Source organism: Alphaproteobacteria bacterium (assembly GCA_033344895.1).
Lineage (GTDB): Bacteria > Pseudomonadota > Alphaproteobacteria > UBA8366 > Aestuariispiraceae > Pacificispira.
This window is the reverse complement of record JAWPMN010000001.1, coordinates 1138356-1154707: the sequence shown is the minus strand read 5'-3', so window position 1 is coordinate 1154707 and position 16352 is coordinate 1138356. Positions and strand designations below refer to the sequence as shown.

Annotated in this window: 17 protein-coding genes; 7 read left to right on the top strand and 10 right to left on the bottom strand. The window is 63.6% G+C overall.

Annotated features, from left to right (window positions below; all coding sequences use genetic code 11):
- Nucleotides 1-3: 3 nt before the first annotated feature.
- The 5 genes from hisS to R8L07_05615 form a co-directional block, all read right to left on the bottom strand.
- Nucleotides 4-1248: a histidine--tRNA ligase gene (gene hisS, locus R8L07_05635; GenBank protein ID MDW3205007.1), complete on the bottom strand. Its 1245-nt coding sequence runs from the start codon at nt 1246-1248 to the stop codon at nt 4-6.
- 46 nt (nt 1249-1294) lie between these two features.
- Nucleotides 1295-2425 carry a flavodoxin-dependent (E)-4-hydroxy-3-methylbut-2-enyl-diphosphate synthase gene (gene ispG / locus R8L07_05630; protein ID MDW3205006.1) on the bottom strand — a complete coding sequence of 377 codons (1131 nt, stop codon included), beginning with the start codon at nt 2423-2425 and terminating at the stop codon, nt 1295-1297.
- Between the two features lie 125 nt (nt 2426-2550).
- Nucleotides 2551-4059 (bottom strand): DUF4115 domain-containing protein, encoded by a 1509-nt coding sequence (locus tag R8L07_05625; protein ID MDW3205005.1) that lies wholly within the window; start codon nt 4057-4059, stop codon nt 2551-2553.
- Nucleotides 4060-4205: 146 nt separating this feature from the next.
- Entirely contained in the window at nt 4206-6485 is a 2280-nt protein-coding gene (gene ptsP, locus R8L07_05620) for a phosphoenolpyruvate--protein phosphotransferase (protein MDW3205004.1), read from the bottom strand.
- 134 nt (nt 6486-6619) lie between these two features.
- Nucleotides 6620-7840: an aspartate kinase gene (locus tag R8L07_05615; protein MDW3205003.1), complete on the bottom strand. Its 1221-nt coding sequence runs from the start codon at nt 7838-7840 to the stop codon at nt 6620-6622.
- Between the two features lie 150 nt (nt 7841-7990).
- On the opposite strand from R8L07_05615, the gene ubiG reads away from it, so the two are divergent.
- Both ubiG and R8L07_05605 read left to right on the top strand, forming a co-directional pair.
- The gene (ubiG, locus tag R8L07_05610) at nt 7991-8743 is read left to right on the top strand and encodes a bifunctional 2-polyprenyl-6-hydroxyphenol methylase/3-demethylubiquinol 3-O-methyltransferase UbiG (GenBank protein ID MDW3205002.1); all 753 of its coding nucleotides are present in this window, start codon (nt 7991-7993) and stop codon (nt 8741-8743) included.
- Between the two features lie 216 nt (nt 8744-8959).
- On the top strand, nt 8960-10156 hold the full coding sequence (locus R8L07_05605; protein ID MDW3205001.1) for a multidrug effflux MFS transporter: 1197 nt from the start codon (nt 8960-8962) through the stop codon (nt 10154-10156).
- A gap of 105 nt (nt 10157-10261) precedes the next feature.
- On the opposite strand, the gene rpsU is transcribed toward R8L07_05605, so the two are convergent.
- The gene (rpsU, locus tag R8L07_05600; GenBank protein MDW3205000.1) at nt 10262-10465 is read right to left on the bottom strand and encodes a 30S ribosomal protein S21; all 204 of its coding nucleotides are present in this window, start codon (nt 10463-10465) and stop codon (nt 10262-10264) included.
- A gap of 161 nt (nt 10466-10626) precedes the next feature.
- Between rpsU and def the strand changes: the two genes are divergently transcribed.
- Genes def through R8L07_05585 form a run of 3 tightly spaced genes read left to right on the top strand, consistent with a single transcriptional unit; the run spans nt 10627 to nt 12281 of the window.
- Entirely contained in the window at nt 10627-11229 is a 603-nt protein-coding gene (def, locus tag R8L07_05595) for a peptide deformylase (protein ID MDW3204999.1), read from the top strand.
- A complete protein-coding gene (locus R8L07_05590) occupies nt 11216-11902 on the top strand; it encodes a COQ9 family protein (protein ID MDW3204998.1) in 687 nt (228 codons plus the stop codon). The genes def and R8L07_05590 overlap by 14 nt, the downstream gene beginning before the upstream one ends.
- Nucleotides 11903-11930: 28 nt before the next feature.
- Complete coding sequence (locus R8L07_05585; GenBank protein ID MDW3204997.1) at nt 11931-12281, top strand: hypothetical protein; 351 nt, start codon at nt 11931-11933, stop codon at nt 12279-12281.
- Between the two features lie 19 nt (nt 12282-12300).
- Here R8L07_05585 and R8L07_05580 read toward each other — a convergent pair whose 3' ends face one another.
- Entirely contained in the window at nt 12301-13386 is a 1086-nt protein-coding gene (locus tag R8L07_05580) for a 5-(carboxyamino)imidazole ribonucleotide synthase (protein ID MDW3204996.1), read from the bottom strand.
- On the bottom strand, nt 13379-13870 hold the full coding sequence (gene purE / locus R8L07_05575) for a 5-(carboxyamino)imidazole ribonucleotide mutase (GenBank protein MDW3204995.1): 492 nt from the start codon (nt 13868-13870) through the stop codon (nt 13379-13381). Before purE ends, R8L07_05580 begins: the two co-directional genes overlap by 8 nt.
- A gap of 112 nt (nt 13871-13982) precedes the next feature.
- Here purE and R8L07_05570 point away from each other — a divergent pair, with 112 nt between their 5' ends.
- Complete coding sequence (locus R8L07_05570; protein MDW3204994.1) at nt 13983-14753, top strand: GGDEF domain-containing protein; 771 nt, start codon at nt 13983-13985, stop codon at nt 14751-14753.
- Nucleotides 14754-14776: 23 nt separating this feature from the next.
- Here the strand turns inward: R8L07_05570 and R8L07_05565 are convergent, their stop codons facing one another.
- Nucleotides 14777-14983, bottom strand: a complete 207-nt coding sequence (locus tag R8L07_05565; protein ID MDW3204993.1) for a YdcH family protein — start codon at nt 14981-14983, stop codon at nt 14777-14779.
- Nucleotides 14984-15126: 143 nt separating this feature from the next.
- Between R8L07_05565 and R8L07_05560 the strand changes: the two genes are divergently transcribed.
- Entirely contained in the window at nt 15127-15690 is a 564-nt protein-coding gene (locus tag R8L07_05560) for a TIGR02444 family protein (GenBank protein MDW3204992.1), read from the top strand.
- 19 nt (nt 15691-15709) lie between these two features.
- Here the strand turns inward: R8L07_05560 and R8L07_05555 are convergent, their stop codons facing one another.
- The gene (locus R8L07_05555) at nt 15710-16345 is read right to left on the bottom strand and encodes an ABC transporter substrate-binding protein (GenBank protein MDW3204991.1); all 636 of its coding nucleotides are present in this window, start codon (nt 16343-16345) and stop codon (nt 15710-15712) included.
- Nucleotides 16346-16352 lie beyond the last annotated feature (7 nt).

Here is a 16352-nt window from a genome sequence, read left to right as displayed (position 1 = left end):
TCATCACCCCCTACGACAGGCCGTGGTGAGGTCGCCCAGCGGAACTTCGCGCTGCTCGCCGTCGTCCAGGGTCTTCAACTGAGCCACGCCGCGGGCCAGTTCGTCGTCGCCCAGGATCAGGGCGGCCCAGGCGTTGACCTTGTTGGCGTGCTTCATGCGCTTCTTCATGTTGCCGGAGAACGCGTATTCGGCGCGGATGCCGGCGTCGCGCAACACTTTCGCGCTGGCCAGTGCCTGGCGTTCGGCGGCATCGCCCATCGGGACCAATACCACCGGACGGTCGGCCGCAGGCGCCTGGTTGCCGACCAGCATGGACAGCCGTTCTATGCCGGCCGCCCAGCCCACGCCCGGAGTGGACGGACCGCCCAGCTGTTCGATCAATCCATCGTAACGCCCACCGGCCATCACGGTCCCCTGGGCGCCCAGCATTTCCGTCGTGAATTCGAAGGCAGTGTGGCAGTAATAGTCCAGCCCCCGGACCAACCGCGTGTTCAGACGATAGGCGATGCCCAGCGCATCCAGCCCTTCCTTCACCGTTTCGAAGAAATCGACACTTTCCGGATTCAGATAGTCGGAAAAGACCGGTGCGTCGGCGACCAGTTTCCGGTCGCCATCGTCCTTGGAATCAAGAATGCGCAACGGATTGCGTTCCAGCCGATCCTTGGAGTCCTGGGACAGCTTGTCGACGTGAGCGGAGAAATATTCGACCAGCGCCGCCCGATAGGCCTGACGGCTGGCGACATCGCCCAGCGTGTTCAGTTCTAGGACCGTGTTTTCGGCGATGCCCAGCGCTTCCAGAATCGCACGTCCGCAGGCGATGACCTCAACATCGGCCAGCGGCTGTGGCGCGCCGATCAGTTCGACCCCGATCTGGTGGAACTGGCGCAGACGACCCTTCTGCGGGCGTTCGTGGCGGAACATCGGGCCGCTGTAGAAATACTTGACCGGCGCATGCTGAGCGAGACCGTTGGAAATGAAGGCGCGGCAAACGCCGGCCGTGTTCTCCGGACGCAGGGTCAGCATATCGCCGCCCTTGTCCTCGAACGTGTACATCTCCTTCGTCACCACGTCGGACGTATCGCCCAGGGTGCGCGCGAAGACATTGGTGAATTCGAAGATCGGGGTCGCCACCTCGTCGAAGCCATGGGTCGCGGCCACGTCACGGGCCCGGTCGCTGACATGGCGATGGGCGCGCATATCTTCCGGCAGAAGGTCGTGGGTACCGCGAACAGGCTGAAGCTCTGCCATGAGAAGGGGCTCCTCGGCGTGGTGTTAATATCGAATTGTCGGGACGCTACTCTGCGGCGGCAGCCGGGTTGTCGGCGGTTTTCTCCGCCTCGATCTCGGCTGCCTTCTGTTCGACCAGTCCGACCAGATGGTCGACGATGGACTGGTCCTTCAGGCGATGGTGCGGCTGTCCGGCGATATAGACCTGATGGGTCCCCTTGCCGCCGCCGGTGAAGCCGATATCGGTCTCGCGCGCCTCGCCCGGGCCGTTGACGACACAGCCGATCACGCTGACCGTCATCGGCGTGGTGATATGGGCCAGGCGTTCTTCCAGGACCTTCACGGTTTCGATCACGTCGAACTGTTGCCGCGCGCAGGACGGACAGGAAATGACGTTGACGCCGCGATGGCGCAGATTCAGCGCCTTCAGCATGTCGAAGCCGACCTTGACCTCTTCCTCAGGTTCGGCGGACAGGCTGACGCGGATCGTGTCGCCGATCCCGGCCCACAACAACTGGCCCATACCGATGGAGGACTTGATCGTCCCGGATCGCAGGCCGCCCGCTTCGGTGATGCCCAGATGCAGCGGGTAGTCGCAGGCTTCGGCCAGGCCGTGATAGGCGGCGACGGCCAGGAAGACGTCGGATGCCTTCACGCTGATCTTGAATTCGGTGAAGTCGTTGTCTTCCAGGATGCGCGCATGTTCCAGGGCGCTTTCGACCATGGCTTCCGGGCACGGTTCGCCATAGCGTTCCAGCAGATGTTTCTCCAGCGACCCGGCATTGACGCCGATCCGCATGGAGCAGCCATGATCCTTCGCCGCCTGGACCACTTCCTTGACCCGCGCGGCCGACCCGATATTGCCCGGGTTGATGCGCAGACAGGCCGCGCCGGCCTGCGCGGCCTCGATGGCGCGTTTGTAATGAAAATGAATGTCCGCGACGATCGGGACCGTGACTTCCGGAATGATCTTGGCCAATGCCGCCGTCGACGCCTCATCGGGGCAGGACACGCGCACGATATCGGCGCCGGCCACTTCGCAGCGCCGGATCTGGGCGATGGTCGCATCGACATCCGCGGTCAGGGTATTGGTCATGGTCTGGACGGTGATGGGTGCATCCCCGCCAACGGCCACGTCGCCGACCATGATCTTCTTCGCCTGGCGGCGGTGAATCTCGCGATAGGGCCTGACGCTCATTTCGGCAGTCTCGTCCGTCCGGTTTCGATGGCCAGAAAATGCGCGCATGGGCCGGAATTATCAAGGGCCGCGCGGCGTCTTGGCTCAGCCCGACCGCGATGAACCCTGATTTTCGGCCGGGGGAACTATTGTGTCAGCGCCTGCGGTGAGAGATCGATGTTGCGCATGACCTCCGGCTCGGTGCTCAGCGGCGGTGCCAGGGTTCCGTTTACGATCAGCTTCAGTGCCCCGGCATTACCGGTGTTCAGCTTCAGCCCCTTACGATCCGGTACGCGGTAGATCTCACCCATCAGCATCAGCTTTTCGACCAGAACGTCGCCGCCCGCATCCACAACCTGAATCCAGGACTCGTTGGTGGCCTGGATGATGATGCGGGCGCCGGAGCCGGCGGAAGGGGCCGTGTTTCCGGTTGCTGCTGTTTCCGTGCCTGCTGTTGCGGCGCTTGCCGGTGCGGTGTCTTCCGGCAGCGGCGGCGGGGCGGAAAGCTCCTCGGTGACGATCGCGGATTCGGCCGACGGTTCGGACTCCGGCGCAACGGCCGCAGTTTGGGCAGGCTGCGCTTCCGGCGCGGCCTCCTGGTTTGAGCCCGCCTCCGCAGCCGCGGTCTCGGTTGCAGACGGGGCCGGTTCTGCTTCAGGGGCGGTGATCGATGCCGTGCTTGCGGTCGTTTCCGGTTCCGGGGCCGGGATCGTCGTGTCGGCAGCGGCCCCACCGGTCGGATCGGCCGGTCTTGCTGCCGTATCGGTGGCCGCCGTATCCGTATCCGCTGTATTCGCAACCGTCACGTTCTGCTGGGCGACGGCCGGTGTTTCCGATCCAGCCGTTTCGGTCGCGGCCGGTTCCGGTGCTGGCGATTGCGAGGCTGCCGGTTCGTTCGCGGCTGTCGCGCTCTGTGATGGTTGTTCCGAACGTTCCGCCGCGGCATCCGCCGTGGCCGCCGAAACGGATTCCTGAACCGGGGCGGAGACATCAACTTCCGTCGTGGGCGGTGGGGTGTCTTCCCCCGTCGTTGCCGATTGTTCCGTCTCGGTTTCCGGGGTCGCTGCCGGTGCGGGCGCCTCCGCCGCTTCCGGCTTCGGCACGGCGGGAGGTGTCACGGGCGCGGCTTCTTCGACGGACGGACGGGCCGCGGTTTCGGCTGCGTCTTCCCCGGCCAGCATTTCCTGGAACCGCTGCGGAAGCGCTTCGACCGCCTCCGTGAAGGTCATGTTCTGGGAGGTCGTGTAGAGCCAGCCGCCATAAACGCCTCCGGCAAGGATCAGGACCAGCAGAAGCAGCGCCGCGCCCGGAACGCGATTGCCGGGAAGAGGCTCCGGGAAGTGCAGCTGTGTGCGCTTGTCGATGCCGCGCGCTTCGAGCTTGAACCGCGAGACGATATCCGCTGCGTCGAGCCCCAGATATTCGGCATAGCCGCGGACAAAGCCGATCCCATATGTGACGCCAGGAAGGTCCTCGATCCGACCTTCCTCAATTGCCTCCAGATAAGGCAGGCGAATGCGAAGGGCCGAAGCGACCTCGCGCAATTCCTCGTCGCGCGCCAGACGTGCACCCCGCAGGATGGCGCCGACACCGGCGCCGGGCCGTTCGGAATCGGATACAAGCCGTGGATGCTGCTGCTGAGCAGACGCTCTCATGTGCCTCGACCTTGGTAATGCACCGGCTACGGCATCCGTTCAACATCCACAGCGGCGCGGAAATCCCAGATTTGTCGGCAGTATGGCGTGGTTCGCTTCGTATTGCAAAGCCACTTCCCGTACTTTTTGTCGGGATAAATTCTACCCTATACCGGGATTCCGTGGTCGCGGGCGAAATCGGCCATGGCCTGACGCAGGGACCGGTCGGTGCGGCGGGTCAGGGTGTCGGTAAAGTCGGCGAGCCGCTGGGAATCCGCGCCGCGCACCGCATCACGCACCGGGCCAATGTTACCGGGAGACATGGACAGCCTCCGGATCCCCAACCCGATCAGCGCCAGAGCATCCAATGGGTTGCCTGCCATCTCTCCGCACACGGAAAGTTCCAGCCCGGCCGCGTCGGATCGGCGAACGATATCCCGCATCACGTTCAGAACCGGGGCGGACAGACTGTCGTAACGGCCGTCCAGCCGTGGATTGCCCCGATCACTAGCGAACAGGAACTGCAACAGGTCATTGCTTCCGACCGAAACAAAATCGGCTTTCGGCCCCAGCGTGTCCAGCTGGTAGATCAGCGACGGGACTTCCAGCATCGCGCCGATCTCGATGCGTTCGGGCAGCGTCATGCCGCGCTGCGCCGCACGGCCCAGTTCCTTGTCCAGCATGGCGCGTGCCTGAACGAATTCATCGGTATTTGCGATCATCGGGAACATGACGCGCAAGGGCCGCCCGGCGCTGGCCTGGATCAGGGCGCGCAACTGGCCGCGCAACAGGCCGGGCCGGTCGATGGCGATCCGGATGGCGCGCCATCCCATGGCCGGGTTTTCCTCCTCCGCCTCCTGGAAATAGGGCAGCACCTTGTCGCCACCGATATCCAGCGTGCGGAAGGTGATCGGCTTGCCCTCTGCCTGGTCCATGATCTTGCTGTACAGATCCGCCTGGGTCGCCGTGTCGGGAAAGTCGGAGCGCACCATGAACGGCACTTCGGTCCGGTACAGGCCGATGCCCTTGGCGCCGGTCGCATGCAGATGCACCATGTCGATCAGCAGCCCGGCATTCATCATGAGAGAGATTTCGACGCCGTCGCGCGTGATCGAGGGAAGGTCCTTCGCCGCCAGATAGGCCGCGCGCTTTTCCTCGAACATCCGCATCGAGTACTGGAACGCCGACAAAACCTCGTCGCCGGGCCGGATGTAGCACAGCGCATTGCCGCCATCGACCAGGATGGTGTCCATCGGCTCGACCCGGTCCAGGATGTTCTTGACCCGGCCGACCACCGGGATCTGCAGCGCCTTGGCGACGATTGCCACATGCGACGTGCTGGATCCTTCCTCCAGGATCAGCGCCCGCAGATGCGCCCGGTCGTAATCCAGCAGGTCCGCCGGTCCTAGATTTCGCGCAATCAGAATCGTGTCTTCGGGCAGGTTCTTGTTCGCCCCGGTCTCACCGGACAGGTGCTGCAGCAGCCTGAAGGCCAGATCTTCAAGGTCCAGAAGGCGTTCGCGCAGATAGGCGTCATCGACCTTCTTCATCCGGGCCCGGGTATCGTCCTGTACACGCACCACCGCGCCTTCCGCGGTCAGGCCGTTGTCGATATTCTCGACGATGCGCCGGATCCACCCCTTGTCCTTCGCGAACATGCGATAGGTCTTCAGGATATCGATGTGATCGCCGGGCCCGTCGGCATCCGCCGCCGCCAGCATGTCGTCGAGACGGCGATGCATGCTGTCCAGTGCGGTTTCCAGACGATGCTTCTCTTCCTCGGCATCCTCCGCGACGGTGCGGCCGACCGGGATTTCGGGACGATGCAGAACCGCCCGCCCCAGTGCCAGCCCGCCATTGAGGCGGATGCCTTCCAGTCGCAACGGCTTCAGGCCGATTCCGTCCGCCGGGTTCTGTTCCGCCGCCCCGATCAGTTCGCCGCCGACAACCATTTCGGCAACGACCATGGAGACGGTTTCCAGCGTCTCCACCTCTTCATCGGTATAGTGCCGCTTGGTGCGGTTCTGCACGGCGAGAACGCCCAGCATGCGGCCCCCGCGCAGGATCGGTACCCCCATCATGGAGGTATAGATCTCCTCACCCGTTTCGGGGCGGTAGGCGAAGTTCGGATGCTTGTTGGCTTCCGCCAGGGCGATCGGGCGGCTGTCCGCGGCCACGGCGCCGACAATGCCTTCCCCGACCCGCAGGCGGGTATTGTGCACCGCTTCAGGTTTCAGGCCCTGGGTTGCGAAGAGTTCCAGCACGTCGCCGGCACGGCGCACATAGATCGAGCAGACCTCCGCAACCAGATCGGCGGCAATCAGCTTGGCGATCTTGTCCAGCCGTTCCTGGGCATCGCCGGGCCCGGCCATGACGTCGCGCAGCCGCCGCAAGAGCTTGCGCGGTCCTGCCCAGTTTGCCGTCGCGGTCACGCTGTCCCCGTCCATCGGGCCGTCCCGTCCAGTGTCAAATCAGGTCGTACGTCGCCGCCGGACAAAACGTCCGGCAGTCCGACCCCCGACCCGCTTGTTGTCATTTGCTGCGACGGTTTCTTGAATGCCCGTCGTTCCCCCGCGACGTCTTACGCGGCGTCCAGCCCGTAGGCCGTGTGCAGCGCGCGCATCGCCAATTCGGCATATTCCTCGGCTACCAGCGTCGAGATCTTGATCTCGCTGGTAGAGATGACTTGGATATTGATGCCCTTCTCCGCAAGGGTGCGGAACATGGTCTGGGCGACACCGGCGTGGCTGCGCATGCCAACGCCGATGACCGAAATTTTTACGACATCGCCATCCGACAGAAGGCTTTCGTAGCCGATCTTGTCATGATTCGACTTCAGGACTTCCACCGCGCGGTCCAGATCGGTGCGCGCGACGGTGAAGGTCATGTCGGTGCGCTCGCCATCCGGCGAGACCGACTGGACGATCATGTCGACATTGATCGACGCATCCGTCAGCGGGCCGAAGATATTGGCGGCCACGCCCGGTTTGTCGGCGACTTTGACCAGGGTGATCTTGGCTTCGTCCCGGCTGTAGGCGATACCGCTAACGACTTGCTGTTCCACGATCTCTTCCTCGTCTACGACCAGCGTGCCCGGCTTGTCCTCGAAGGAGGACAGAACTTGCAGCCGCACGCCATGGTTCATGGCAATCTCGACGGAGCGCGTCTGCAGGACCTTCGCCCCCAGCGACGCCATCTCCAGCATTTCCTCGTGACTGATCTTCTCGATCTTACGCGCTTTCGGGACGATCCGGGGATCTGTCGTGTAAACGCCGTCGACATCGGTATAGATATCACATCGGTCGGCCTTCAGGGCCGCCGCGACCGCGACCGCGGACGTGTCCGAGCCGCCACGCCCAAGCGTCGCGATGCGGTTGTTCGGCGAAACCCCCTGGAATCCGGCAATAACGGCAACCTGACCTTCACCGAAGCGGCGGACGATTTCCGTCCCGTCGATATCTTCGATCCGCGCCTTGCCGTGGACTTCATTGGTGCGGATCGGGATCTGCCAACCCAGCCAGGACCGTGCCGACACGCCCAATTCCTGCAGGCGCAGCGCCATCAAGCCGGCCGTCACCTGCTCACCCGACGCGACGATGGCGTCGTATTCGCGGGCATCGTAAATCTTCGATGTTTCCTGAACGTAACCGACCAGCTGATTGGTTACGCCGGCCATGGCGGAGACGACGACGGCGACTTCATTGCCGGCCTCGACTTCGCGCAGCACGCGGCGGGCGGCGTTTTCGATCCGGCCGATATCGGCAACGGACGTTCCGCCGAATTTCATAACGATACGCGCCATCTTTTCGGGATCGCTTTCTTCGAAGGATGACCAGGGTTCCGGCCTCGCTGCGGCGGACTGCCGCTTGCCCGGCGCGGGCGGCGTATCCATACTCGGATGCCGTAGCCTAGGCAAGGGCAAGCGTCAGCAAAAACCGGGATTATCCGCGCCATGACAGCGAAAACAGCCACAGCGACCGTCGATCCGGACGAAATCGAGAAATTCGCCGCCATTGCCGACCAGTGGTGGGACGCCGAGGGCGAATTCAAGCCGCTGCACATGCTGAATCCGGTCCGCATCGGCTATATCCGCGACCGGTTATGCGCGCGGTTCGGTCGCGATCCGCTGAAGCCAAAGCCGCTGGCCGGTCTGAAGGTCTGCGATATCGGTTGCGGTGGCGGCCTGATCTGCGAGCCGCTGTCCCGTTTGGGGGCGGATGTCACCGGTGTCGATGCCACCGGTCGATCGATCGACATCGCTCTGAACCATGCGGAGCGGATGGGCCTCGACATCCGCTACCGCCACGCCACCGCGGACGAGCTGGTGGAGGAAGGGGCGCAGTTCGACGCCGTGATCAACATGGAAGTGGTCGAGCATGTCGCAGACCTGCATGGCTTCCTGGCCGATGCCGCGGCGCTGGTCCGGCCGGGCGGCGCGATGGCTCTTTCGACCTTCAATCGGACGGCAAAGTCCTTTGCGATGGGGATCGTCGGAGCGGAATACATTCTGCGCTGGCTGCCGAGGGGCACCCATAACTGGCGGAAATTCGTCAAGCCGTCCGAACTGGCGGCCGGATTGCGTCCCACAGGCATGGAGATTTCCGACCTGTGCGGCATGGCTTACAGCCCGGTAAGGGACGAATTCCACCTCGCCCCGCGCGACGTCGCCGTGAACTATCTCGCGTTTGCGGTCAAACCCCGATAGGACTTTCCGTTCCCCGCCACCACCAGCCGTGATAGCGTTGATGCCGCTGATCGGCGCTGCCCGATGCAGAAAGGGGTTTTGTCCATGAATACTGGTGTCGTACTCGTGGGAAGCAGGCGCATGGACCGATAACGGGCCCTGCCTGTCCGGTCTGCGCCTCCGATCCTGTCGGAGGTTTTTTTTCGCCTTTCGTCTGCCCCGCCAATTGGAAATCCAATGCCGCATGCCGCCACAAACCCGCCCCGTTTCGCAACGCTGGTCGCCTTGACGGCGCTGTCGACCCTGTCGCTGAACATGTTCCTGCCGTCGCTTGCCGGCATGGCCCGGCATTTCAACGTGGATTACGCGGCGATCAGTTTTGCCATTTCCGGCTATCTGGCGGTGACCGCGGGGCTGCAACTGGTGATCGGGCCTTTGTCGGACAGGTTCGGGCGGCGGCCGGTGATTCTGGCGGCACTTGCGATATTTCTGGCCGCGTCGCTGATTTGCGCGACCACGGATGATGTCGAGACGTTTCTGGCCTTCCGAATGCTGCAGGGGGTGATCGTCGCAGGGTGGGGTATCTCCCTGTCTGTGGTGCGTGACACGTTCGGACCGCGAGACGCCGCCAGCCGCTTGGGCTTCATCAGCATGGCCATGGCCGTCATGCCGATGACCGGCCCGCTGATCGGCGGCGTACTGGACGAGACGTTCGGCTGGCGCTCGAACTTTCTTTTTTATGCCGGGGCGGGGGCGGTCCTGCTGGTCGTCTGCTGGATGGATATGCGGGAAACCAACCGCAATCGGTCCCGTTCCTTCCTCAGCCAGTTCCGGACCTATCCGACGGTCCTCGGGTCGCGCCGATTCTGGGGTTTTGCCTGCTGCTCGGCGTTTTCCATCGGTGCCTTCTTCACCTTCCTGGCCGGCGTCCCGCTGGTCGCGGTCGCGCATTTCGGCATGTCGCCCTCGGTCCTTGGGATCTGCATGGGTTCGATTACTGGCGGCTTTCTGTTCGGCAGCTTTCTGTCCGGGCGGTTTTCGTCGCGTTTTCCGCTGGCGGGAATGATGGTGGCGGGCCGCCTGATTGCCTGTGCCGGGCTGGGCGTCGGGCTGGCACTGGTTCTGGCCGGGATCGTCGATCCGCTGCTGTATTTCGCGGCAACGATCTGCGTCGGGATCGGCAATGGCATCACCAACCCCAGCAGCAATGCCGGTATCATGTCGGTCAACCCCAGCCTGGCCGGAAGCGCGGCGGGTCTGTCCGGGGCGATGACCGTCGGTACCGGCGCGGTTCTGTCGACCCTGGCCGGTGTTCTGCTGACCCCGCAAAATGCCGCGCCGGGCCTGCTCATCCTGATGCTGGGTGCGTCCGTGATTTCGTTGCTTGCGGCCCTGGTGGTGCTGCGTGCGGACCCGATCGAGGAACACGCCTGACCTGAAATAGGTCCGGAAAAGCAAAAACGCCCTCGAGAGATCGAGAGCGTTTCCGCTAAACCTCGGTCCGGTCCGCCGGGGCGGATCGGAAGTCAGGTCCGAAGACTAGAACCCTTCACGCTCGAGGCGCTTCCGCAGAAGTTTGCGGTGGCGCCGCTGCGCTTCCGCCTTCTCCCGGGCCTTCTTCTCGGACGGCTTTTCAAAATGCCGACGGAGTTTCATTTCCCGGAAGACGCCTTCACGCTGCAGCTTTTTCTTCAGCGCACGAAGGGCCTGATCGACGTTGTTATCGCGAACGATGACCTGCACTTGCTTTCACCCGCCTTTCAAGCGATTGAAGTTGGTAGTACCGCAATAAAATACGGTTGGCAGGGGCTGTCCCCCGACCGGATGCGGGCGTATACCACCGGGGACCAGATTTGTGAACCCCCAATGACGCCGGAGTTCCGGGCGTTGCGAAGGAGCATTCGATGGCAATTCTGAAAATCGCCAGGATGGGGCATCCTGTTCTGCGGCAGGTTGCGGAATCGATCCCGGATGCGGATTCGCCGGACATCCTGGCCCTGCTGGACGACATGGTCGATACGATGGACGATGCCGATGGCACCGGACTGGCGGCCCCGCAGGTACATGTGCCGCTGCGGGCCGTGGTCTATTTCGTTTCCGCCGGGCGCCGGAAGGACGATGAAGAGGGAGGGGATGTTCCGTTGACGGCCCTGATCAATCCGGAAATTGAGCCACTGACGGACGAAATCGCCTATGACTGGGAGGGCTGCCTGTCCGTTCCCGGCATGCTGGGCCTGGTGCCACGGGTGACGAAGATCCGACTGCGCGCTGAAACGCCGGACGGAACAGGGATCGATCAGGAGATTTCCGGATTCCACGCCCGGGTGGTTCAGCATGAATGCGACCATTTGGACGGTGTCCTGTACCCTCAACGCATGGATGATCTATCCTTACTGCTGTTCAGAGAGGAGCTTCGACACGGCATGCCGGAGAAGGCCCGACGCCTGATGGGGCTGCCGCCGGAACCCGAGGACGACGAAGAGGAGCCGGATTATGACGAAGGCTGAGACCGAAAGCGGCGACATGCCGGAGGATACCCGCGAGATCCGCGACCGCCTGATCGAGGCGGCCGTGACCCATGTCCCGTTCGATGGATGGACACGCACGGCGCTGATGCGCGCCGCTGACGATCTGGGAATCGATCGCAAGGACGCGGATGCGCTTTTCCCCGGCGCGGCGCGGGACATGATTGCATGGCATTCGAAACTGGCCGACCGCCGGATGATGGCGGCGCTGGAGGCGTGCGACCTTGAATCCCTGAAGATTCGAGAGCGCATTGCGACGGCAGTGATGACCCGGCTGGAGCAGAACGCGCAGGACCGGGAGGCCATCCGCCGCGGACTGACCGTCCTGTCGAAGCCGCAGAATGCCGGGCTGGCGCTGCAGCTACTTTACCGCACCGTCGACGACATGTGGTTCGCCGCCGGTGATCGGTCGACGGACTGGAATTTCTATTCCAAACGCATGCTGCTCAGTGGCGTCTATTCTTCGACATTGCTGTGCTGGTTGAATGACCGGTCGGAGGGATTCGCCGAGACTCGTGCGTTCCTGGAACGCCGCATCGAAAATGTGATGCAGGTGCCGAAGGTGAAGGCCCGCGTTGCGAAGGTCGCCGATTTCCTTCCCGCCCGACTGCGCGCCTTCCGCTCGTTCCGCGGCGGCATGCGCGGCGCCGGCTGATCTCCAACCCGTCGGCCGGGGGCGCCCGATGCTCTGGAAGCATTTGAAGGAAGAGCTGAAGGACGCCGAGACCAAGGGCTGGCGCGAAGAGGCGAAACTGGTCTCACGCAATGCCATCATCGCGGCGGCGGCGGCATTCTGCCCGCTGGGGGTCATTCTGGCCGTGACCGTCATGATCCTCTACGATTCCGTCGACAACATGCCGGACCTGATGGCCAATACTGCGTATTTCTATCCGATTACGGGGATCGTCTGCATCGCGCTGTCGGTCCTGCTGCACAGCCGCGACCTGTTTACCGGCGCCATGCTGGTGGCCCTGGCGCCGTTTCTTTGGGTCTTCGTTTTCATCGGATCGGCGGTCTATTGGGTCGTCCGTTAGAACCGTCGGAAACCGTGGCTCAACGCGGCGGCTTGGGAAACAGGGTCGTTACGTGACCCATCTTGCGGCCCGGTCGGCTTTCGGCCTTGCCGTAGAGATGCAACCGCGCACCCGGTTCGGCCAGGATATCCGCCCATTCATCAGCCTCATCCCCGATCAGATTGCGCATCTCGCAATCGGCGACGCGCTGCGTCTTGCCCAGCGGCAGCCCACAGATCGCCCGTACCACCTGCTCGAACTGGCTGGTGGTCGCCCCATCAATCGTCCAATGCCCGGAATTGTGCGGACGCGGCGCGATTTCATTGGCGATGACGCGACCATCGGCACAGACGAACATCTCCACGGCCAGTAGGCCGATGTAATCCAGGGCCTCGATGGTGCGACGGGCAATGTCCTGGGCGCGGGCGTCGATTTCCGGTGTGACGCGCGCCGGCACCAGCGTGCGGTGCAGGATATGGTCGCGGTGAACGTTCTCCACCGTCTCGAAGCAGGCGATCTGCCCGTCGAGCCCTCGGGCCGCCAGAACGGAAACCTCTAGGTCGAATTCGACGAACCCTTCCAGCACGCAGGCGACGCCGCCCATCCGGTCGAACAATCCGTCGATCGCGGTCTCCGGGCGGATGGCGGTCTGACCCTTCCCATCATAGCCCAGCCGCGCGGTCTTCAGCACGGCGGGGCGGCCGGTGAAGGACAGGGCGTTCTCCAGATCGGACTGCGACAGAACCGGTGCCCAGGGCGCCGTTTCGATACCGGCCTTGTTCAGGAACGCCTTTTCCTCCGCGCGGTCCTGCGCGACGGCCAGGGCGGCGGCACCCGGGCGGACCGGCACCTGGGCGGCCAGGCGCTCCACGGCGGCGATCGGAACATTCTCGAATTCCAGCGTTACCACGTCGACTGCGGCGGCGAAGGCGTCCAGGGCCGCCATGTCCTCATAGCCCGCTGCGGTATGTGCCGCGACATGGCTGGCCGGGCAGTCTGCCTGCGGCTCGAATATGTGGCAGCGATACCCCAGACGTGACGCTGCGACCGCCAGCATGCGGCCCAACTGACCGCCGCCCAGAATGCCGATGGTCGCGCCGGGCGCGATGACGTCGATCTCAGACATCGTCGGACGGGACCTCCGCGACGGATGCGGTCTGTTTCGCGCGGAACGCATCCAGCGCGGCCGCCACATCGGCATCCATCAGCGCAATGACCGACGCGGACAGAAGCGCCGCGTTGACCGCGCCCGCCCGCCCGATGGCCAGGGTGCCGACCGGCACGCCGGCGGGCATCTGAACAATGGACAAAAGACTGTCCTGGCCCTTCAGGCTCTTTGATTCGATCGGCACACCGAATACCGGCAGGGGGGTCATCGCAGCCGTCATGCCCGGCAGGTGCGCTGCGCCGCCGGCACCGGCGATGATGGCCTTGATGCCCCGTTCACGGGCGCTTTCGGCGTATTCCGCCATGCGCTTCGGGGTCCGGTGAGCGGAGACGATGCGCGTCTCGAAGGGCACGCCCAACTGCTCCAGCGTATCCGCCGCATGTTTCATCGTCGGCCAGTCGGACTGGCTGCCCATAATGATACCGACCACAGGCTGCGTCATGCCCTTCCCCTCGTCAAAACGGCCCGGAAATCGCCCGCCGGGCGGAAAGGCCGGGAGTATAGGGGCGCGATCCGTGCGCGCAAGACATGGAATCCCTATATAATGGTGTGTCATGAAGACAGATGAGACCAATCTGCCGCGCGATCCGGCCAAGGTGCCGCGCCAGATGCGCATCGACCCATCGACGCGTGCGGTTCCTACCCACGCGCGGAACGAGACGGAACGTGAACGCGACGCGCTGGATGCGTGGCGCGACAGCCTGCAGTCCGGGCGGCGTCCGCCGGATCCCGTGCGGGTTCACAATCTGGATCTGGACACCAGCGACGAGGCGACGCGACGGGTCATCGATACATTCACCGTCGACTTGGCGCGGCTGCATCAGGCCCTGGAAGCTGCGGAGGAACGGCTGGCCCGTGCCGAGGAGGCCCGCCGGCACGACCCCGATACCGGGTTGCTGCGCCGTGACGAGTTCTTTTCCGAAACCCGCCATCTGGAACTTCTCGATCAGCGCGAGGGCGTGAAGAGTGAGGTCGCGGTGCTGCAGGTCGACCGGTTCGAGGCGTTTCGAGACAGCGCCGGATTGGCGGCCGCCTACCGGGCCGAACAGGTCCTCGCGCGCACACTTGCGGAAGCCGCGGATCCGGCGGAACCGGCCTGCCGGCTGCGGGATGGCGAATTTGCCGTGCTGCTGACCGGTCTGCACGGTGATGCGGCACGCGCCCGTGCGGAGACGCTGGCACAGAAACTGGCACAGGCGATCGACCGTTCGGTCGAAACAATGGGGCTGCGACCCGGAAGCCTGTCCGTCGGCCGTACGGAACTGCAGGCGGGAGAATCCCCGCTGGACGCACTGGACAGGGCGGACCGCGACGCCGAGGCCTGAATTCGAACGGTCGTTCCTGCGGATCAGGCGATGATGTCCGGTACCAGCATGGCATTCAGCCGCGACAACTGATCCTTGATCATCAGCTTCCGCTTCTTCATACGCTGCAATTGAAGCTGGTCGAACGGTGCCGTCTCCGAAACACGGGCGATCATCTGGTCGAGGTCGCGGTGCTCCTCCGTCAGGGCGGCGATCTCGGACTGGATTTCGGCTTCTTCTTCCTCGTCCATCTTAGACTGGGTTTCCCGATAACGACTGAAAACAGCGGACCCGCCAAGCGAGGGCGGGTCAATTGCGCGGACTATAGATCAAACCTGCGGCGGGCGGAAGCACCTGCTTGCATCCGGGCGAAGGGGGCGTCACCTTGACCCATATGAGCGATGGAAACGCAGCAACCCCCGCCTCGGCCTTTCGCCAGTTCTCCCTGAATGTCTACAAGACGCCCCAGGTCGAACAGGTCTGTCTGGACCTGCAGGATACGCATGGTCTGGATGTGAACCTGTTGTTGCTCTGCTGTTGGGTCGGGCGGCATGGCGTGCGCCTGCCGACGGATACGCTGCGTCGCGCGGAACAGGCCGTGGCCCCATGGCGGGAAACAGCGATCGAACCCTTGCGCGATCTGCGCCGCCGGTTGAAGACCTCTGTCGGTGGGATCGGCGCGGAAACAGCCGCGGGGCTACGGGAGAAGATCAAGTCTGCGGAACTGGATGCCGAGTTCCTCGAACAGGATCACCTGGTTACGCTCATGGACCATTTGCCGGGAACAGACGGGCGCCGGGCGGACCGGGCCGGATTGGTGCGCGGCAACCTGATCCGGTATGCGGGATTGAAGGGGATTGCAGCGCAGGATGTTCCGCGACAGGCCTTCGAAACGCTGGTTACTGCCGCGGTACCGGACACGGACGACCCGGAGACGACCACAGGACAATCGGATTGACCTGATTACGCGGCCAGGGTCAGCCTTTGACGTTTTCCGCCATTTCGGCGTTGCGTTCGCGCAGTTCCTGCAGAAGCGCATCGATCTGACCGCCGTTACGCCGGATCACCGATACGAACTCTTCCTTTTGCGTCGTCACCATGGACACGCGTTCGATGATGATGTCGATCACCTTCATCATCCCGTCGACGTCATGGACGACCCAGCGGACATTGATCGGCGGCGCGTTGTCGAGGGGGTGGATCAGCACCGTGACGTTCTGGGTCCCGCGCCGCCCTTCCTTGGTGCCGACCAGTTCGATCCTCTGTCCGGCGTAGTCCTTGAAGAGGATGGCGTACTTGCGGACGATGTTCTCTTCCAGTAGGGACTCGAACTCGTTCAGTTCCTCGTCTGTGGCGCGCCGCACATAAGGTCCCAAAGCCTTGCGCGCAACATCGGAGATATCCATGCCTTCGCGCAACAGGGACCGGAATCGCTCCGCCCTGTCGTAATTGCTGAGATCGGGATTGGACAGCGCCCCAAGGGCCTTGTCGGCCATGCGCATGATAAAGGCGCCGGCATCCTCTTCCGCCGCGGGGGCGTCGGGAACCGCCACAAAGCCGGTGAATGCCAGAATGCCGGCGAGAATTACGCCGATGAAACCGCGCCGCGACATGAACAAT